Genomic DNA, 20729 nt, shown 5'->3' with positions numbered 1-20729 from the left:
TTTTTATCCCTTCACTACAATCACAGCGTTTTTCTCCAATAGTCCAGCATATCTGCAATTGTCCGCTTCATCTCAATTTTCTGGCTCCATCCAGTATCCCGCTTCAATTTATCAACATTTCCGATAATGATTTTTTCATCAGTCGGACGAAGCAATTTAGGATCAATCTTGATTGTAAATTTTTGGCCAATCTGTTCTTCTATCATTGCAACAATGTCTTTCATCTGATAGCAGTGCTCTGAAGAAAGGTTATAGACCTCACCGGCCTGTCCTCTCTCTGCCAGCAACATAAGACCATTAACAAGATCACGCTGATCCATGATTGCGCGTCTGGTTTCGAGATTTCCTACACGCAATTCAAAGATACCGGAACGTTCTGCCAAAATTGCTCTTTTTGTAAAATCAGAAGTCACATCATTTACTTTCCTTGTTCCGGTAGAATTAAAAATACGAACGCGGATGCATCGGATATTGTCATTCATAAAATACTGGAATGACAGAAGATCCTGTCCAACTTTGCTGCATCCATATGGATGCAGCGGTTTTAACTCTGCTGTTTCTTTCACATACGGATCTTCCAGCTCATTTAAGGTTTGCCCATACTCCGCGCTGGAGCATGCAACAACCACTATTGGATCATAATCCGGGCTGGTCTGACGGACAAATTTTACTGCTTCATATACATTGATTGTACCGTTTATATTCGTTTCCATCGTTGCTTGCGGATGAGTCCACGATACGGTTGGGTAACTCTGCGCTGCAAGATGGTAAATCTGATCCGGCTGGAACTTTGAAATCACACGCTGTACCGCCTGGTAATAGCGAACATCACACTCTTCCATTCGGATAGACGGGTCAATTTCCATAATGTCTGTTGTCGGCTTATAATATGTACCTAATACATCGTGTCCTTGGTCGTGTAAAAGCTCCACCATATGGGAACCGACCATACCGCCGGCGCCTGTAACTAGCACTTTCAATTCTTCTCCCCCTTAATTTGAAGCATTTCAATAAATGCTTCTTTTGTTTTGTCATATGAAAATTTATCAATAAATATTTTGTATAATTCCGGATAAAACTTCTGAATTTCCTTTTCTGACAACGCATTGATTGTTTTAATCCAATCACCTGCTGTCTCACAGTTAAAAATCACCTTATTTCTAACTGTGTCGTCCATCTCCTCCCAAAATCCTGCAAGACTTTCATCATTCCCTACAAAACATTTTCCAAGAGAAATTGCTTCGATTGATTTTGCTTTCATACCGCCTCCACTGAAAAGTGGAGCTATAAAAATGTCTGCATCATATAGGTACTGGAACACATCATCAACAGTTCCCAGCACATGAACTCTGGAATCATCCATTTCTGATCTTAAAATTTCCGTTCCTCGTCCAACAATATTTATCTGTATTTTATTGTTAAGACCCGGTATAACATTTTTGTAAAACCAGCGAATCCCCTCAAGGTTCGGATAATATTTAGAACCAACAAACAGCAATTTCTTTCTATCACTGCCAGCTGACGGTTTCATTTCCAAAAATGTCTCATTTAAATCTACTTTATACGAAGAAAGCGGAATAATATAATTCGGTTTATTCTTATAGTATTTTTCATATAACTGTGCATCCCTTTTATTGAAAACAATATCTATATCTGAATATCTTTGTGAAAGCATTTCTTGTTTTATACCTATCTTGTTCTCTATCTTCCCAACCCAGTTGCTTTCTTTGCTCCATTGCCGATACAAGTCTGCATCAATATCATGGTAAAAACAGATAACTTTGATATTCGGATATTTTGTTTTTATTTTCTTTACCAAAGAGCCAAAATTAGAATTTTCTAAAAACACCAGTTCTGACTTGCTCTCGCCAATGATATTACAAATTTCGTTAATTATTTTATTGCTGATATACATTGTATTACCCTGAATCCATCTAAAAATTCTATCTAATGGATTTTTGTATTTTCCGTAGCAAATATATCTCAGCTTTCTTTCCTGGTTTCTAGGTCTTAAATCAATTGTATAAATATTATCTTCACCAAAAAGTTCTTCTAAAATGCTCCGGTGAACTTTTGCTCCGATATTGGTTTCAAATCTTAATGAAATGTAAGTTATCATTTTAGCCCTCGCCCACTACTATTCTTCCGTCTAATATCTTTCAATGCTTCTTTAACCGGTCGCGGAATCGCTCTTATTATATTTAATTTTATTGCTCTTACTGGAAACATCTTTGCTATTCGATTCTTTTTTACATAGCTGGAAAACGCAATTGCAGCACTAACATTATAATTTTGACTTTCCTTATATTTCTCAAGAAAAACTGACCTATCAGGAGGCGCCACCGACGGCGTTTTCAACTGTTTCTCATACGTCAAAGGCTCATCTACTGGTCTTTCGTGGGATGCAATATGTACATTTTGTGTTAAAACAGTCCATAAACTTTTTCCCTGTTCAGTATTAATGAGAACACACGACACTTGATTTCTTTCATGGTCATATCCGCTCATCTTCCCAAGTCCATGATAATCTCCCAGCGTAATATCACCGCTTCGTTCGGCTCGTGCATAGATGCAGTTATAACAGCATTCTCTATATATCAGAGCATTATGATAGCCAATTTGGTATAAATCGTTATCACCAACATACTTTATGTATGTTGGTTTTTTGGAAAGCAAATTTGTCTGCTCAAAAATGCTTTCATGGCTTACATCATATATGGTGAAAGCAAATTTGTCTGTCTTATAGCAAGGATCTCTAAAATACAGACTTTTCGCTTTTTTTCCTGTCTTCTTTTCAATCCAAGCTATATGATCCTTCAAGTACTTAGGCGGCGGCGTTCCGTGACAAACTAAATCAACTGTATATAATTTCCCAGAGACCTTTTGCATCTGCATATAATTTTTAACACCTGCCACCTGGCAGGGGAGGCCAATAAATAGAACTACTTCACCAGACTTTAATAATGTGCAGATTTTCTTATATATATCATCCATATAACTAAACGTATATTTAGAATTTTTGAACTTATGTATATCCGCCTCCTGTGAACCAATTAAGAAATGGGCTTCATTATATTCATTCATAAGCACGCCTGCAAAATGCATTTTTTGTTCCACAGCATAGCTATATAATTCAGAAGCAATTCCTCCTGAAGCTGCTGTGGAATGCATCTTCTCATTCAAGCTCCATGCTGCATACGCCTGTAACGGTCGGTTTAAATCTGTTCTCCTATTATTCGGACATACATTGGAGCATCGGCCACAATTCACGCACATCTTTTCATTAATTTCCATGTGCCATGAACCGTCTATGTTCTCTTGCCGATAAATTGCATTCTGAGTACACAGATTTTCGCAAGCGCCACAGGCTGTACATTTATCCTTATCGCATAAGCTGCGCATTTTCCCATTCTCCTATCTTAAATACTCCCGTAAAATCTCCCACGATTCACTCCTCTTTTGTTCAATCGCATTATCAATATAAACATAATCAATAGGCACATCATAATTCAGATTTTGTGTCTTTCCTTCTCGATTTTCAATATGCAATTCTTTACATAAAGAGAGCATTCGGGATGTATTGCCACGATTGTAGTAGAACACATTTCGATGAAAATATAATGCAAATAATAATCCATGATATGATGCTGAAAAAACGGTATCTGCATGTAGAATCAGTGAAATCCATTGTTGAATGGATACCGGTTTCAAAATCCTTAAATTTTCTATTGGCTTTACATGATTAAAATCGATATAATATGCTATCATCTTATGTTTCTTTGCATATGCAATACCATCACGAATATTAGCTTTATCTTTTGTTGTGAGATAAATCAAAACATACTTGTCTTTTGGTGCATACTCATCATCGGATAACTCCCTCCAATATGTATTCGGCCATAGCATCGTTGGATCACATGTAACCGGAACTTTTTTTCCTAATAATTCTTCAACCCATTCCGACGCCTGTTCCTCCCTAACACTAATTGAGTCAAATTTTTCCAATAGCGATTTAATCTTTGGCTTATCATTTTCATTCCATGCTGTACCGATAGAAGAAGAAAATGCATACTTTCTTTTATCAGACTTAACAAAATCAAGAAAATATGTGTAATCATGCCCCGTTATATTCATTCCCCAAACAATATCGCTTCCAACTATAAAAATATCATATCGATTATTTGCATTTACGATAGTTTCAATGTTATATCGCGGACTCAGCTTCATTTGTTCTTTAATAAATGTATGAAAACTAATTTTCTTCTTGTGTAACATCGGATGCCATAATACAAATTTGAAAAACCCCTTTATGGTTCGCACACTTTTCAGCGGATACGTTGTTTCTCTGTCTTCAATTGCTTTACATGTATAATCAATAATTTCCACATTGCCACATATTTGCTTAACCGCATTATATGTAGCATATGTCTGTAATAAAGAGCCATAGTTTACTGTATCATGTATTGTAAGCATTCCGATTCTTTTCAACTTTTCTATTCTCCCCAATAATTATTTCGCATATTTCATATAAAGACTCTCATACTGTGCAATAAATTCCGAACTGTCATATTGCTTTGCATTTCTAGCCGAATTGCACCCCATTTCATAACGCAGCTTGTGATTTAACACGAGTTTTACCATTTCATTAGCCAGTCTGTGTCCGTCTTTTGGTGGTATCAGGATTCCATTGTCTGTAACAATATCCGCCACACCACCAACATTTGTTGATATAATAGGAAGTCCCGCAGCCATAGCTTCTAAAATTGATAGCGGCAATCCCTCATAATCTGACGACAAGACAAATATATCTGCTTTAGCCAGATACTCGTTTACATTATGAACATTCCCTGCAAGAAAAACATTCTCTCTAATTCCCAATATTTCAATCTTTTTTTCTAATTCACTGCGTAGTTCTCCATCACCAACGAATACCAAATTAATATCAGGTGCTTGATTTTTAGCTTCAGCAAATGCTTCCAATAAAAGTGTCTGATTTTTTTGCTTCATAAACCGAGCTACATTGATAAATGTAATATTCTTTTTTTCAGAATACTTTCTTTCGGTATAAAATTTTGAGATTTCAACCGGATTATAAACTCTTTCTATTCTCTTTAACTCTTTTGAATAAAGTTCTTTCATTTCCTTTTCTACAATATGAGAAATTGCCACGGGAACGGCCTTGTTGATTTGATAAAGCCATGCGATCAGCTTTTTATATTTATCTTTGAACTCATTGACTGGTTTATTATGAATCGTATGCAAAAGTTTTATATGGTGCGTCAACAAATATGGCACGCAAAAAGCGAATACATACATATTCGAGTGAATTAAATCCGGCCTAAATGCTTGAAGTTCGCTATTAACATTAAAAAAAACTTTCCAGATTTTTACCTTACCCTTCATTGCATAGGCAATCTGCACTCCAGAATCTTCAAGTAAACTCTGAACATGGGTATCCATAGGCGCCGCAAGAGAGACTACCAACATATCAAACTTATCTTTATCAATGTATTTTGCCAAATGCGCCACCATATTTTCCGTTCCTCCGATACTAAAAGACGGAAGAAGTACTGCTATTTTCTTTTTACTCATCCCTTGTTCTGTTCCCCACTTATATTTACAATATACTTATGTATGCTCAAAACACTCTTAACATTTTTTGTATCCTCACGGTTTCCCATGATGACACCAAGAAATTTATGTCCGCCAGAAAGAACTTCATGCATAGCATTGATTCCAAACAGCTTTTTCCCGTATAATCCCCGGTCAACACCATATTCTGGTCTCATTCGATATACGATATCAGGATAATTCTCTACCTTTTCTCCTTCGTAAATTTCCTCGCGCCGTTTCACCCAAATCATTACCGACTGGTCATGATCCTTAACCAGAAGTAACCCATCAATAATCTTCTGACGCATTGCCTCATATTCCTCAGCAGAAGCAAATTCAGAGCGTGTTACCATAATACCGCCAAACGGATTACATCCATCAAATTTAGGTGCATATATTTTCTGCTTCTTATCCGAAAACACATAGTCTGCATTCTTTACCTTATGTGCTAACTTAAACTGTTTAAAAAACTTTGTTCCTGCTTCGACGATAAAAAAAGTCGCAAGAATCTTAAGCATACAATTTTTTGCATACTCTATCGTTCTTTTTTTCTTACCTTTGTCTTTAATCATTCCCTGACTGATCAGCCACTGATTGATATAAAATGTTTTCTCGCATCGCCTACCATGTCCATGATCACTGATAACAACAACATTATAATTTTTATCGTACTCCTCCATTAGCCTTTTGACATTTTTCTCCATGAGCTGATACATCTCAAGGATTGCATTCTGAAGTTTATTTTTTCCCGGATAAGTCCTGTCTCCCGGATCCGTATACCGCCACAGAAAATGCTGCATTCGATCCGGAGTTGTGACACCCAGAAAAGCGAAATCGTAAACATCCTTTTGAAAATACTTATGGAAAGTATCAAACTGCTTTTGTGAAAGTTCCATTGTTTCCTGAAAGAACCTCGACATTTCCTTATCCGTCGGATGGTCAACCATACCGCCAATAGAAGGCATGCTCTTCATATCGACTAAATCAGGGCGATTTGTACTGACACCACCACCCTCAAATACAGGCCCACAAATCATTAACCCATTCACATCCCATGCTGGATACGCCATAAAAGGATTGAATATAAAGACTTTTTTCCCTTCTTTACTAAGCACATCCCAAAAAGAATGGCCTTGAATGACAGAATAATCCCCCTTTATTTTGTTTTTAAAGTCAAGATAATCAATGGATTCAAGAACCCCATGCTCAGCGGGATTGAGTCCGGTATAAATTGTTGTCCAGGAAGGAATCGAATCGGCAGGAACTACCGATTCTAATGGACATAATTTTTTATTCTCATAAAGTTTTTTATAAAAAGGAAATTGTTTCAGATTTTTCTTTATATATTCATAGTCAAGGCCATCTAGTATGACCATAATTGTTTTCTTTTTTGCATCCAATACTATATTCCTCCTCAATAACAATGTTCTGTTAATCTCAAGATAATTCCTTTAATTCTGGAATTTACTTCTGAGAAAGGAGTCTCGCCATTGACTATAATCCAATTGTCCTCCTCCGATAAACACTCATAAACAGCATATCTTCTATTTAAATAATCCATATTAGGAATATCATTTTTTCTCATGTAACAAGTTTCGGGTGAAACACGGATATAAACAAAGTAATCTATCTTGGGAAACAGAAATTTATGTTTCCCAATTTCTTGGCGGATTTTTTCCGGCGAATACCCAAAATTAATTCCTTGATCAACGAATAAGTCAAGGTAAAATCGGTCAAAAATAATGTCCTTTCCAGTTAGTATGAACGGCATAATCTTTATGTAAAATTGAAAAAAATAGTCAATTAACGCCAGAAACATCCAAATGCGTCGAATTATGGGCTTACCGAAAATTTTCTCTTTTAATCCGGACTTTGCATTGTAATCCGCATTTAACTCAGCTTGCTTCTCTCCACTTTTTCCGTCAACCTGAATCCGTATATCAACGCTTTTATTCTTTCCAGACACTCTCTTCTCCATTAATATGTAAGCTGGTTTCAAGAGTGTAGGCTTCCATCGAACCCAAACAAATTTATACCTTGAATAATCCGGATCCTGCTTCATTTTATCTATATTTGCAGATTTGCCAGAACCATCCAGTCCTATCAATGCAATTCTTTTACCCATGAATCTCATCTCCTGCTTCTATCATTCTTTGAAGCTTATCAACAGAATGTCTCCAGTCGTACTCTAGCACTGCTTGTCTATTATTAATCTCTGCTTTAGATATCATCGTTTCTAATGCTTCATTTAAGGAATTTGAACTTAAATCAGCTGTAAACAGAAAACCTTCTTGCCCTATAAAGGATGCTAATTCCCCATATTCCGTTGTCACAATTGGCAAATTGCAGGAAGCTGCCTCTAGTACCGACAAAGGAATGTCTATGCAATTTTCAATCTCCTGTACCGGAAATAGATACACATCTGCCAGCTGATAAACCTCCTGAACATTTCTCAAATAAGTGTCAATAATGGTTATATTTCCCCGTATTTCGAGCATAGTCCTAATGGACGCATCTTTCTCAGCTTCCGTAACTGAACTTACCACTAAAATAATGTGATACCGCTCATCAATCCCAACCAATTTATCCACATTCCGGCTGCCTTTTAAATGCCCTACATGAAGGACCACTTTTTTTTCTGCCGGAATATAATATTTTTCGCGCAAAATCTGTTTCTTCTCCTGATTAACTGGAGTGAATTTATCCGTATCAATACCTGTTTTCAAATAAAATGCCCGTTTTCCTACAATCTTCTTGTAAAATTGATAGGATTCCTGAGACAGCGCTATCACCTTGGCTCCGCTTGCTTTTAGAAGAATTTTTCCCAAAGGATTCATGTGGAATCGCAGAACAAACAAAACAGCCGTTTTCCTTTTTGATAACAGTGAAAGGATAAAAGTACGTAAACAGCTTGCTGTTGTATTAGATGCAAAGGGAATATAGAGTATTGGTTCCTTTTTCCTGTTTAGCAGCTCCCATAACTCCTTGTTCAAGAAAAATTTGTTCAAAGACATGTAGTTATCTGAATCATCAGATCTACGACTAAAAGAAACGATGGTTGTATTCGGTTCTGCTTTCTTTAATCTTTTTGCAAGACTGTTTGCTACCTTCAAACAGCCCTCGTCTATTTTATTTGTTAAGCAATCAGATAATACAACCATATTTTCTCCTTTTACCTACTTAATTCAAAATATTCTGACGCTTTATCCATGCTTCTACGTGGCATGAAAGCTCATAGTTTACCTCTTCATCTGCTCTGCAATATCCGCTTCCACAATCTCTTCACCGGTCTTGCCCTTGAGCTGCTCACGGCTGCTTTCACTCAACCCATCCTTGATCGTTGCGCACATGTCACAAGTGCTGCACTTATCCAACTCTTCTTTAGTGATCTTACCCTCCCGGTAATCCCGCACACTCCTATTCTCATACATGGAGTACGGATGCTTGCTGAACAGCGCCTTTACTTTATGAATTACAACCCAAGTCGCAGGCTTCCAGATATACTTATGCATTGCCGGACTTACAGAACCAATCATCCAGCAGTCACGGTCGCAGCAGCGAACCTTCTTACGTACCATCTCCGCCTCTGGACTGTTCCACAGTTCGTCCCAGTTCTGACGGTTCAGATTACCCATGACCTCTTTATCCTTAGTACCATTACAAGGCATAACATCACCGTACGGATCAATGAAAAAGGTATCAAAGCTCATGTCGCAAGGCAACAATCGCTTCTGGCCGTAGATGTAGTTAATTAGGCCGTGGTTAAAATAAGCCCTGAACCACTTCTTCGGACTATTACTCCTAAGTAGCTGATTAACCAGATCTTCAAAGTTCTTCGCAACCATCGGGCGATCATGAATGATGTTCTTCGCTTCTACAAAGTAAAAACTGTTATGTAAGCTGGCTGTTGCAAACTCCATGCCCATCTCATCTGAAATTTTATAAAGCGGCACAAGATCAGGAGCATTCTTGTCCTGTACCGTCATACCAAAACCGACGTCCTTCATTCCCATCTCGCGCAGCTTTTTTAAAGTGCCGTAGCCACGCTGATAGCCATTCTGCAAACCTCGGATTTCATTATTGGTCTTCTCCAAACCCTCGATAGAGATACGAATGCCGATCTGGGGGAATTCCTTGCAGAGATCCACGATTCGATCCGTAAAGAAACCATTTGTGGAGATTACAATACGATCAGACTTCTTATACAGTTCCCGCACAATATCTTTTAAGTCAGTACGGATAAACGGCTCACCACCGGTGATATTCGTAAAATACATCTTCGGCAGCTTCTTGAGCGTCTCTATATTAATCTCTTCTTCCGGTTTGGAAGGAGCTTTATATCGGTTGCACATAGAGCAACGAGCGTTGCAGCGGTAAGTGACGATGACCGTACCATTCAGTTTTTTCTCGTTATTATTTTTCTTTGCCATCGTTTTATCTCCCTTTATAGCAGTAGCTTTCATATTACTTGTGCTCTTTGCAGTATTTACATTCTTTTCTGTATCAGCTCCCTGAACAGCCCCCACAGTTTTCGCAGCCCCAGCTGGTTTCTTCTTTCCTCTATAAATCTGCATCAGCTTTTCGGTATATTCTTCAATATCATCAAATTGAATATCCTTGCAGTTCCGGCTGTAGGTATCTGCCAGTTTCTTATCAGCCCACAGCTTCTGGATTTTCTCTTTCAATTCACTCGCACTGCCGCTCTCGAATAACTCGCCGGTCTTTCCAACCTCAATTAGTTCCGGAATACCGCCAATGTTTGCGCCCAGAACCGGCGTGCCATACATCTGACTCTCCATCACAGAGAACGGGCAGTTCTCATACCACTCAGACGGGTAGATAGAAAACCCTGCTTCCCGGATTAGCTTCTCCAATGCTGCTCCAGTCTGAAATCCTACATTTTTGATATTCGGAATCCCATTAATTTCTTTTTCCAATGGGCCTGAACCGGCAAAGATAAACTGTACATCCGGCAGTTCCCGGCATACTCTGATCAGTGTGTTGATACCTTTCTCTTTTGAAAATCTGCCAAAATAAAGAACATACTCCTTCTTCTGAACATCTTTCCACTCCACCCTGTCCACGAAATTATGGAGCGCAACTGTCTTTTTGGCAAACACCGGATTGCTGTTCATTTTTGTTTTCAAAAATTCGGAACAACAGATTATAGAATCAATGTACTTATAAACGCCATTCAGCTTCCAAAATTCAGCTTCCATTGTTCCGATTACACTCTTCGCTGTACTTTCATGGATACATTTTCCCTTGGTGCAGTTCAGGAAATGCCCTCCAAGGCATTTCTCACAGTTTTCACCTGTATTCGGGTTATTGCACATATGGTTTGGACATACCAGCTGGTAGTCATGTGCCGTGAAAATAATCCGACATTTGTTGCCCTCTCTGCGCCATTTCTGAACTTCAAGGATGATGCTGGGTGTCAACTGGTAATTAAAATTGTTGAGATGCAAAATCTGCGGCTTGAAATCCTCCAGCACCAAACGCAGCTTCTTCCGCGCTTCCGAAGAATAAATCGTCTTAATCGGATAAGTCAGTTTGGACAGCTTGCTTCCACCGTGAAAACCCATATCCGATGTATAAGCGTTCACCGCATTCCCTACGCAGCGCCCCTCATGCTCCATCCCGAAATACTGAACTTCGTGCCCCTGGCTTTTTAAGTAATCTCCCAATTTAAATATGTAGGTCTCTGATCCGCCGTTGGGATAGAGAAACTTGTTGATCATCAATACCCGCATTTTTGTCTTCCTCTTATAAGCCTTTTTATTGTATCCATCATCTCATCTGTTTTTGATATAATTTCAGCGTCTGCTTTACCACATCATCCCAACTGTATTTTTTACAGATAAAGCCAGCCGATCCGGCTTTCAGCTTCTTCACTTCTTCCGGATAATCACATGCAAACTGCAGTTTATCCTTCAAATCACTGACATCTGATTTCTTAAAAGCCAGCGCCTTATTCTCCACCACCTCTGTACACTCCGCGATATCCGAGGCCAGACAGCAGTTTCCATAGCTCATTGCCTCCAGCAGACTCAGGGGCATCCCCTCCAGATCAGACGGCAGACAGTATACATACGCATTACTGTACAGCTCATCCAGCGTCTGTCCCTGTATAAAACCGGTGAAGATTATACGGTCATCACCTACTGTCAATTCCTTCAATTCCTGCATAAAAGCATTTGTATCAGAACTTCCCCCGGCGATTACCAGCTTCTTACCGGTGTCCACCTGCCGGAACGCCTCTATCAGGTAACGGAGTCCTTTCTCCGGAACCAAACGTCCAAGGAATAATATATATGAATCTTTTTCAAGTCCAAATTTCTCTATAATTAATTCTGCCTGTCTGATCTCCGGCCGGTTCACTCCGTTGGGGATAAATCGTGTCTTTCGCCCGTAGGTCTGTTTGAAATAGTCCTGTATACCTTTGCTCAGAACAACGATTTCATCTGCATATCTGACGGCGTTTTTTTCACCCATCAAAATACATTTACTCGCAATTCCGCCCCACTTGGACCTGGCATGATCCAGGCCGTGTACTGTGACTACTACTTTCTTCCCAAATAGCTTCGGAATCCAGCAAAACAGCGCCGGTCCCTCCGCATGGATATGTACCACATCATATTTTCCAAAAGCACAGCACAGCGCTGCAAAGAATGAAGATGAAACTGCCGCCAGTCCTTTCCTCTCAATGGTAGGAACCGTTTTCAGGCGGATGCCCTCATATTCACTTTTTGTTTCCGCATCGTATTCTGCTCCGCTGACGTGATGACCTGCACGGTTATAACAGGTAACTTGATAACCCTCCCGCACCATCCGTTTCGCCAATTCCTCCACAACGATCTCAATTCCACCCTCGCGGGAAGGTACTCGCTTGTGGCCGAACATCCCTACCTTTAGTTTTTTTTCCAATTTCATCCTGCCCCATTCATTGCCCTTGCTTGCCAGATTTACTTAAGTACCCCTAACAAGTTTCCTATTGTCAAATTCATTTTTAGGTGGAGTGCTTTCTATGACATATATTTTTCTTTATGCTCATCCTGCTTTCTAGATTTCCCTTTTAATTTTTCAACCTCATCCAGAATGAATTTCACTGACAAATGCCCTCGGGAATTCCACGTTTTTATCCATCGAATCCCCAAGGACACCTCCCGGTACATTCCTCTCCACTCTTACTTATTCTTATACACCACCGTAAACGCCGTATCGCTCCCCAGCGTCACCGTCACCTGTTTTGTCGCATAATCAATCGCAAGAGGGGCCATAAACTCCCACTTTTTCGTCACTGTGTTATAATAGAGCAGCTGCACGTCATTCAGTCCTTCCACCAGATTCGGCACATATAAACTGACGGTAACTTTTTCCTCTAATTTTGTCTGAGTAGCAGCATCTGTCACCACAAGTGTCTGAACCGGAATTAATGGGTTATAGCCAACTGTCTCCGGCGTGCCGATAGCGCGGTAGAGCGGAGTTGTTCCCGAGTTAATTGTGTTAATCGTCTCTACAACCGTCTGGGAAAAGCTCTCCTTCACTTCCTCATTGGACGCAAAACGGACTTCCGTATTTCCGACTGTAATGGAATTGCCGGCTGAACCGCCGCCTGCGGTTCCACCTGTCGCCGTTCCGCCTGTTGTCGATCCGCCTACTAAACCTCCGCTTCCGGTCGCTGCTCCTGTAATTCCTGTGCCTTCGCTGCCAGTCTTATCAAGCGGCTTTGAACTCGCATTACTGTCATCCCGATCCTTTGACGGTGTCACCACCGGCTTTGTATTCGGGCTTGGATTTACCGCTCCCTGGGCCGCCAACGGCTGTGCCGTCATCATTGCTGCCAAAATAATGCCAATATACCTTTTTTTCATAACAAATCTCCTTTCTAATCTGCTTTAACCGAACTGCTGTTTTGTCTTTCCAAATCTAATTCTCAAGACTTTATTTCTTTATAAAACATCTGAATTACAAGTTCTTTTAATTTTTCTTCATCCGGATGGAATTCCTCATATAAGTCCGTCTGGACCGCTTCCCCCGGCAGAGAGATAAAATCTCCGTCATTCATGACCTGAGGGCTGTTTAATACCGCCAGGGCCATATCCATATACTGATCCTTGGCCATATCGGTAATCATATATTTTTCCACATCATCCATCAGCCTGACAATCAACTGGTCATCTTCTTTGGCTCTGCGCTTAGCCGTTTCAAGATAGGCTTTTATGTATCCCTTCTGACGCTCCAATCGTGTCAGCGCTGTCTGATGCTGATTGATATCTCGGTAGCGGATGTAATGTTCCGCCTGCTCTCCTTTTAACAGAACCGTCTCTCCCATGGCAAACTCCGGATACTTTTCGGCCAGGGCTTCGTCTTCTATCAGAACCTCTACACCTCCGATTTCATCATTCAGAATATGAACCGTACTGATATTTGTTGCAAAATAGCTATCTATCTGCAGGCCGAACATCAAATCTGAAACCGCCTCTGTCATAAGCTCACAGCTTTGCTCCCTTCCGTCTCCGTAGGCGTAGGCTAAGGCTAAATGCTGAACATCTTTTCCCAGTTCATTTCCGAAATAATCAAATAATGTAATTTCCGTCATGGTATCCCTGGGAATCATCAGGATTTGCACTGTATCCGTGGCTGCATTTTGAGCCACAAGAAATATACCGTCTGCCTGTCCTCCCTCGCCTGAAACCTGGTGGCGCTCCATCTCACCTGTCGTGTCAACGCCAAGACAGAGGATTGCGCGCATTGCCGTATTCCGCCTGTATTTCTTCCCGTTGTATTCCAAAACATTTTTCGCCGGTGAACCGATAGCTTCAACAGCTCTCCCATTTTCCTGTTCCAGAATCCGTGCCTCGGTATCCTGCCGTTGCCGGTACATCCCCCAGCTAAACCAGAAAAACCATATGAGAAAGAAGGCACCTGCGGCCGCAAAGAAAGGGAGTGCGCCCTTCCATCTGCTACTATTTCTTCTATTGCTTCTATTTCTTCCACCTCTTCCGTCTCTTCTCCCCATCAGGACGCCCCCTTCTGGAACAGAACCACATACACGGTCTGGAAGAGCAGCTTGATATCCAGCCAGAACGACCAATTATCTATGTATTCCAGATCCAGATTTACAATTTCCTCGAAATCACTGACCGAGTTTCTCCCGCTGACCTGCCACATCCCCGTAATTCCCGGTTTCAGGCTGAGGCGCCTCTTATGGCGTTCTGAATATTTAACAAATTCATCCTCCGTCGGAGGCCGTGTTCCAACCAGGCTCATGTCCCCCGCTAGGACGTTAAAGAACTGCGGAAATTCATCCAGGCTGGTCTTGCGTATAAATTTACCAACTCTCGTGATCCTGGGGTCATCCTTGATTTTAAACATCAGGCCGTTCATCTCATTCTTCGCCATCAGCTCTTTCTTTCGCTCCTCCGCATCCATATACATGGAACGGAATTTATAGATGGTAAAACGGCGTCCGTTTTTCCCAATTCTGGTCTGCTTAAATATCACAGGCCCCGGCGACTCCAGATATATCATCGGCGCAATGACAATTCCGATCAGAATGGTCAGAATAACGCCGGCCAGCCCGCCGGCAATGTCCACCGCCCGTTTTAAAATCAGCTCCGCAGGCTCGAATATTCTGGGACTGTAGGTAAGGACATTGTAAATTCCAAACTCTTCAACTGCCTTCTCCTCCCGGCCGAGACAGAAGGTATTCGTTGTCACATGGGTGACAATTCCCAGATTCTCCATATATAAAATCAGCTCAATCAGCCACTGCCTTCTCGACTGCGGCATACTCACGAGGGCCTCGTCAATTGCCTCCCTCATCAGAAACTCTTCAAGGCATTTTTCCGATGATTCCATATAACTTCCGTTTTTCCCACGGAGAATGCGGTTTATCTCCACATGCAGACTGCCTTTATCACGGTGGCCGCTGATAACCACAAGCGCTACGGCCTCGTAATCATACATATAAGAGCTAACATATTTATGCATCATTTTCATCGCATTTTCCTCATTGGCAAAAAGGATTAGCTTCTTTCTGTTTTCTGTTTTCCTATAATAATCATAGAGAAAAGACTTCAGCAAAAAATGGGCCGTATACATAAATGCAGTGTTTACAATGAAGAAAATAAGATAGAACGAGCGCGGAAACTTCGTTCCCACCTTGAATAAATACAGCAGCAGCGCCAGTCCTAAGGCCATCTGAAAATTGACTTTACAAACGACTTCCAGTTCATTCCAATTATTCCGTTTCATCAGTGGCTTCTTTACCTGATAAAACAGGGTGACAAGAAAGTATACACATATCACCAGAACACACCGGTACCACAGTTCTGACGGCGTAATTCCCGGAAGGGCGCCCTCTCTGAGAAGCGATGTCACAATATAGGAAAAAATAACCATCAGTGTATCTAAAACCATATAAAATGCACGGTTTCTGACAATCATACTTTGTTCCTCTGATTTCTTTTGTTTATCCTGCAGGAACGTCCCGCCGGTTTTTCAGCACAGTTTTGGGGCCTGCTTCTTTTCATTTCTTATTTTCACGGCCGTAACCATAACCATATACGTAATGATATCTCCCGTATTTTCCGTAATACCGGTAATATCCCTGCACCTGCATATTGACACGGTTCAAAACCGTTCCCAGAATCCGGCAGCCGCTGCGTTCCAACTGTCTCTTCACCTTTTGGAGAACTCTGTAGCTGACACCACCGCTCTCCACCACCATAATTGCCCCATCACAGTGACCGGCCACAATTGCTCCGTCTATGATGGTACTCATCGGCGGCGTGTCTATAATGACATAGGCATATTCCTCCCTTGCATGGTCGATCAGTTTTTTAAACAACGGTTCTTCCAGTAGTTCCGCCGGGTTGGGCGAAAGGGGGCCGGAAAAAATAACGTCCAGATTCGGTATATTGGTCGTATAAATCACTTCCTCCAGCTTTTTCTGTCCGCTCAGATACTGGGACAGCCCCTCAATCTTCCGGTCCAGCTTATATCTGGTCACCAAAACGGATTTTCTGACATCCGCATCAATCAAAAGTACTCTATTATCAATCTGGGCCAGTGAGGAAGCCAATGAAAATGATATCTCACTCTTACCCTCATTCGGCACCGCGCTGGTCAGCATGATGACCTGTAAATTTGTACCTGAAAATTGAATATTCGTTCTCAGGGTTTTAATCGCCTCTTCGTACTGGTAATCCTCTTTCTGATCACGCATTAAGCTGATTTCCTTACCCATCTCGTCTCTCCTTACCGATTTTTCTAACTGTTTTCGGTTTTATCTTTCAAAGCCGCTGCCGGTAGCTCCTGGTCTGTTTTTTCAGACTGCCTTGTCTCCTCCGGCGTTTTGCGTGTAATTTCCGTCTTTTTCCTGGAGCCGCGCTTCCCGGACACTTTTTTCTTTCTTCCAAAGAACCGGCCTGAAGAGCTGCTTCTTTCCACTTTCGAATCCTTCCGCTCCGGAACAACAGCCAATACCGGAAGCTCCAAATATTTGAAGACGTCCTCCTCCGATCTGATTGTGTCGTTCATGATAACGCTCAGCGTAATAACGCCACAGGCCAGAACCAGCATCACCAGGCCGCCGACTGCCGCATTTTTTTTCACATTCGGACTGGTCTGCACCGTCGCTACCATACCGTCCTCAATCAGCTTGGGCGGCGTCATCTCCATAATTTCTCCGATATAGTCTGAGGCAGCATTGGCTATCTCATCTACAATCGCTTTTGCCATATAAGGGTTTGGATCCGTCACAGTCAAATACAGGATTCGCGTGTCCTTCGGATTTTCTAATTTCAGCTTTTCCGCCAGCTGCCTGTAAGTGATATCCAGATTCAATGTGTTGATTACTTCCTGCATAACCGGCCTGCTGCCAATCAGTTCCTTATAATCCTGGGTGAGCTGCGTTCCCATCTGCAGATCCGCCAGCGAGGTCAGTGTAGTTTCTTTTGACAAAACATAGATTTTTGCCTCCGAAATATACTGTGGTGTCAAAAGATAGTAGCTATATGCCCCTGCCGCTCCGGTTCCAAGAACGGCCGCCAATAATATCCACCAGATTCTCCGTTTGAACTCGTAAAATAATTCCCAAAAGTCAATCACTATTTCATCATCATCCAGATGTTGGTGCGTAATCTTTTCCATGTCCTATTCCTTTTTCCTCTTTTGTTTTAACCATATTTATATCCGTAAACCGTCCAGAAGTTTCCCAGGGTTTTCTATCGTAAGCTCTCTGATGCGTTCCTCTCCCGCTCTCTTTCTCAGCCACGCTAATGTCATTTCGCAGTCCGGTGTTCTGACATCCGCTCCATGCATATCGGTGCTTAGAAAGTGAAAGTTGTCCTCCAGTACCATTTTCCGGCACCAGCGCCTGTCGGAATAATTCTTTCCTGTTTCCAGGCTCTGATAATTCATCTGCATACGGACCCCGGCCGCCGCCAGTTCCTCCAGCCTCCCATTCTTTCTCAGGCAAAAATAGCGCTCCGCATGGGCAAGCACAGGAATGTAACCGGCAAATATCATTCTCCGCATCGCTAATTCCAATCTGCTGTAAACAACCGACGGCAAAAATTCGATTAATACATATCTTGTTCCAGCCAGAGTTATCACTTTCTTTTCAAGCAAAAACTCCTCAATCTCATAAAAATGCATAATTTCCTGCCCTGGATAAATTCTCAGCCCGGGAGTCAGGGTATCGGCCTCAGCCTGAACTGCGCTAACCAACTCATAAATCTGTCTGACTTCCGGCTCATAGTGCCTGCGAAAATAATGCGGAGTGGCAATAATACTGCGTATTCCCTGTTCGAATGCCTTTCGCAGCATCCGGCGGGTCTCCTCCATTGTCTCCGGCCCGTCGTCAATTCCGGGTAATATATGCGCATGAATATCTGTCATCTCCATACTACTTGCTCCTGTCCGAATCGTCTTTGTGTAGGAATTTCTGTTTTTCCTCAAAGACAGTTCTGCAAAAACTTATGTATTCTGCCATATTCTGCTTTTGTATTTCCTCGTCTGCTGCCTTTAATCCAGATGTCTCAGGCCTCCGGCACTCAATGAGCAGCTCCTGCCCATCCGGCCATGATGTAAAATCCTCAATTACAATCTTCATCCTGTGTTTCCTTTGCAATGTTAGGCTTGACTGTATTGAATTTTTATTTTTGGTGCCACTACATAATGTGGATTATGTTCCTGAAATGGATATAAAAAGAACAACATAATGTGGATTATGTTTCCGGGATACGAAAAAAAGATATTATAAATGAAACTGACACTGACATTTCCCGGTTAATATGAAATTAAATCCGGATTGGATAAATCAAATAGCAGATAAAATTTTACTTTTCAAATACGCAGGATATGGTATAATGGGATAAACTGGAAAATTAGATGGAAAATTAGAGAAAAATAGTAATTATGTTTAAAAAATATAAACGATTAGAATAAAAAAATGTTTTTTATTGTTATATTCTTAATATTAATAGTTTATTTTTTTGATTTGAAATTATGGACTTAATTGTTTTTTTGTTGTATACTACTACATAATCCACATTATGTTGCACTAAATAGTTCTGCGACAAATCTTATAATATCAGGTTCATCCGTTCTATCTGCTTTTTGTGTTCCGTTCCCGATGTTACAATGTATATCCTGGTTGTATTGATGCTGCTGTGGCCCAAAAGATCCGCCAATTTCGAAATATCTTTCTCCATTCTGTAATAGGTTCTGGCAAAAAGATGTCTCAAATTATGGGGAAATACCTTGACGGCTAATACTCTGGCCGATGCGCACAGCGCTTTCATCTCCTTCCAGACATTACTCCGGTTAACCGGCTTACCTTCTCTTGTAAGGAATACGGGGCCCTGACGGATTTGGTTCTGTCTGATATATTTCATCAGCAGCATTCTGAGCTTATGGGGAAGAAAAATCTGGCGGCTCTTGCCTTTACACGTGGCGAAGGCGACTCCGGTATGCACAGAAGCAACAGTGATATAGATAAGTTCGCTGATTCGTATCCCGGTGCTGCAGATCGTTTGTATGATAAGGCCAATTCGGTCTTTTTTCATTAATTTTGCCGTATTCACCAGTCTGTAATACTCCTCTTTCGTCAGTTCCTTTTCCTCCGGGCAATAAACCTGCCTCTGTAATTTTATTTGTTTTACTTTGAATTCAAGCCAGCCGGCAAACTGCATAAAATGGTTCAGCGAAGCCAGCATGGAATTGACGCTGGTTGCCGCATATCTGTCTGACAGGCTCTTCTTGTATTCGATAACTAAGTCTTTGGTAACCTCCTGCCCTCCCAGGAATTGGACGAACTTTTTGAGATCTCTCTGGTACTTCTCAACTGTGTGGCTGCTTTTTTCTTCCTGGATCAAATAACGTATAAATTGGTTTTCCATTTCAACAGTTAATCTGTATTCTTTCATTTTTCCTCCTGCTATTATATTTTTACTTTCTATATTATCATTATTTGGAGGATATTTTTATGGTTTTTATTGGAAATTATTCGGAAATGATATCTATAGGTTATGATGTTGGGGTCAAAAGGTCTTTTGCCCCCTTTGAAACCGGATTGCTCCGCACTGCGTGCTCTCACAATCCTCAAAAACATTCGCAATCCGCTCATTTTTCTGCGAAAAATGGCTTCTTACTCATGTTTTTGGCGGGTCCCAAGATTAAAAATCTTCATGCAAGCAAGCTTGCATCAGATTTCCAACCTTTTGACCCTGGTATCAGGTTATTTAATTAAGAAGGTGGGGACGCTGACTGGGCCGCTGATTTGTCTCACGCGTTAGTGCGGGGGGCGGACCTTGTCGCGGCCACTCAGCGCTTCCATAAAGGTTATATATGGCGACATGTGGTTGTTTGAGTATATTTGTATATTTGCTACATTTGATTTATAACATTTTTTAATAAATTGAGCAGAATACTGGAAGAATATCACCTGATTTTACATTGGCCTGCCAGGAACACGTAGTGGCCGCGACAATTTTCTCCCCATTTAAGGTTAGAGACCATCAGCGCGGAACGGAACGGGTCCGGTGCCGCGAAAACCTCCGCATGAGTCTTCCGTCCCCGGCGATAACCTGGACCGGGGAAGTAGG

The 20729-nt window shown here is 41.2% G+C and carries 19 protein-coding genes and 1 pseudogene; 1 reads left to right on the top strand and 19 read right to left on the bottom strand.

What is annotated here, in order from left to right:
• Positions 1–20: 20 nt before the first annotated feature.
• The 19 genes and pseudogenes from CLOSYM_RS17875 to CLOSYM_RS17790 form a co-directional block, all read right to left on the bottom strand.
• Positions 21–974, bottom strand: coding sequence for a GDP-mannose 4,6-dehydratase (locus tag CLOSYM_RS17875; RefSeq protein ID WP_242828699.1), 954 nt, complete (start codon positions 972–974; stop codon positions 21–23).
• Positions 975–976: 2 nt separating this feature from the next.
• Positions 977–2119, bottom strand: a complete 1143-nt coding sequence (locus tag CLOSYM_RS17870) for a glycosyltransferase (protein WP_021643201.1) — start codon at positions 2117–2119, stop codon at positions 977–979.
• Positions 2116–3402: a Coenzyme F420 hydrogenase/dehydrogenase, beta subunit C-terminal domain gene (locus tag CLOSYM_RS17865; protein WP_044902777.1), complete on the bottom strand. Its 1287-nt coding sequence runs from the start codon at positions 3400–3402 to the stop codon at positions 2116–2118. Before CLOSYM_RS17865 ends, CLOSYM_RS17870 begins: the two co-directional genes overlap by 4 nt.
• 12 nt (positions 3403–3414) lie before the next feature.
• Positions 3415–4488: a polysaccharide pyruvyl transferase family protein gene (locus CLOSYM_RS17860; RefSeq protein WP_004462202.1), complete on the bottom strand. Its 1074-nt coding sequence runs from the start codon at positions 4486–4488 to the stop codon at positions 3415–3417.
• A 21-nt stretch (positions 4489–4509) separates the two neighbouring features.
• The gene (locus tag CLOSYM_RS17855; protein WP_004462200.1) at positions 4510–5592 is read right to left on the bottom strand and encodes a glycosyltransferase; all 1083 of its coding nucleotides are present in this window, start codon (positions 5590–5592) and stop codon (positions 4510–4512) included.
• Positions 5589–7013, bottom strand: a complete 1425-nt coding sequence (locus tag CLOSYM_RS17850; RefSeq protein ID WP_044902776.1) for an alkaline phosphatase family protein — start codon at positions 7011–7013, stop codon at positions 5589–5591. Before CLOSYM_RS17850 ends, CLOSYM_RS17855 begins: the two co-directional genes overlap by 4 nt.
• 14 nt (positions 7014–7027) lie before the next feature.
• A complete protein-coding gene (locus CLOSYM_RS17845) occupies positions 7028–7738 on the bottom strand; it encodes a hypothetical protein (protein ID WP_021643197.1) in 711 nt (236 codons plus the stop codon).
• Positions 7731–8774: a glycosyltransferase family 4 protein gene (locus CLOSYM_RS17840; protein WP_021643196.1), complete on the bottom strand. Its 1044-nt coding sequence runs from the start codon at positions 8772–8774 to the stop codon at positions 7731–7733. Before CLOSYM_RS17840 ends, CLOSYM_RS17845 begins: the two co-directional genes overlap by 8 nt.
• 78 nt (positions 8775–8852) lie before the next feature.
• On the bottom strand, positions 8853–10043 hold the full coding sequence (locus CLOSYM_RS24130) for a radical SAM protein (protein ID WP_044902784.1): 1191 nt from the start codon (positions 10041–10043) through the stop codon (positions 8853–8855).
• Between the two features lie 252 nt (positions 10044–10295).
• Positions 10296–11354: pseudogene (locus CLOSYM_RS24125) on the bottom strand (glycosyltransferase family 4 protein); the annotation flags it as partial.
• Between the two features lie 49 nt (positions 11355–11403).
• Positions 11404–12546 (bottom strand): glycosyltransferase family 4 protein, encoded by a 1143-nt coding sequence (locus CLOSYM_RS17830; protein WP_021643194.1) that lies wholly within the window; start codon positions 12544–12546, stop codon positions 11404–11406.
• Between the two features lie 254 nt (positions 12547–12800).
• Positions 12801–13487, bottom strand: coding sequence for a hypothetical protein (locus tag CLOSYM_RS17825; protein ID WP_021643192.1), 687 nt, complete (start codon positions 13485–13487; stop codon positions 12801–12803).
• A gap of 62 nt (positions 13488–13549) precedes the next feature.
• The gene (locus CLOSYM_RS17820) at positions 13550–14635 is read right to left on the bottom strand and encodes an LCP family protein (RefSeq protein ID WP_021643191.1); all 1086 of its coding nucleotides are present in this window, start codon (positions 14633–14635) and stop codon (positions 13550–13552) included.
• A complete protein-coding gene (locus CLOSYM_RS17815; RefSeq protein WP_003499810.1) occupies positions 14635–16065 on the bottom strand; it encodes a sugar transferase in 1431 nt (476 codons plus the stop codon). The genes CLOSYM_RS17820 and CLOSYM_RS17815 overlap by 1 nt, the downstream gene beginning before the upstream one ends.
• 82 nt (positions 16066–16147) lie before the next feature.
• Positions 16148–16867, bottom strand: coding sequence for a CpsD/CapB family tyrosine-protein kinase (locus CLOSYM_RS17810; protein WP_003499809.1), 720 nt, complete (start codon positions 16865–16867; stop codon positions 16148–16150).
• Positions 16868–16890: 23 nt separating this feature from the next.
• Complete coding sequence (locus CLOSYM_RS17805; protein WP_021643190.1) at positions 16891–17772, bottom strand: YveK family protein; 882 nt, start codon at positions 17770–17772, stop codon at positions 16891–16893.
• 36 nt (positions 17773–17808) lie between these two features.
• Positions 17809–18528 (bottom strand): CpsB/CapC family capsule biosynthesis tyrosine phosphatase, encoded by a 720-nt coding sequence (locus CLOSYM_RS17800; RefSeq protein WP_021643189.1) that lies wholly within the window; start codon positions 18526–18528, stop codon positions 17809–17811.
• Position 18529: 1 nt separating this feature from the next.
• Positions 18530–18736, bottom strand: coding sequence for a hypothetical protein (locus CLOSYM_RS17795; protein WP_021643188.1), 207 nt, complete (start codon positions 18734–18736; stop codon positions 18530–18532).
• Between the two features lie 472 nt (positions 18737–19208).
• On the bottom strand, positions 19209–20051 hold the full coding sequence (locus CLOSYM_RS17790; protein ID WP_021643187.1) for a tyrosine-type recombinase/integrase: 843 nt from the start codon (positions 20049–20051) through the stop codon (positions 19209–19211).
• 59 nt (positions 20052–20110) lie between these two features.
• Here CLOSYM_RS17790 and CLOSYM_RS17785 point away from each other — a divergent pair, with 59 nt between their 5' ends.
• Positions 20111–20374 (top strand): hypothetical protein, encoded by a 264-nt coding sequence (locus tag CLOSYM_RS17785; RefSeq protein ID WP_021643186.1) that lies wholly within the window; start codon positions 20111–20113, stop codon positions 20372–20374.
• Positions 20375–20729: the final 355 nt, after the last annotated feature.

The sequence above is a fragment of the [Clostridium] symbiosum ATCC 14940 genome, assembly GCF_000466485.1.
GTDB lineage: Bacteria > Bacillota > Clostridia > Lachnospirales > Lachnospiraceae > Otoolea > Otoolea symbiosa.
This window is presented reverse-complemented; position numbering and strand designations above follow the sequence as displayed.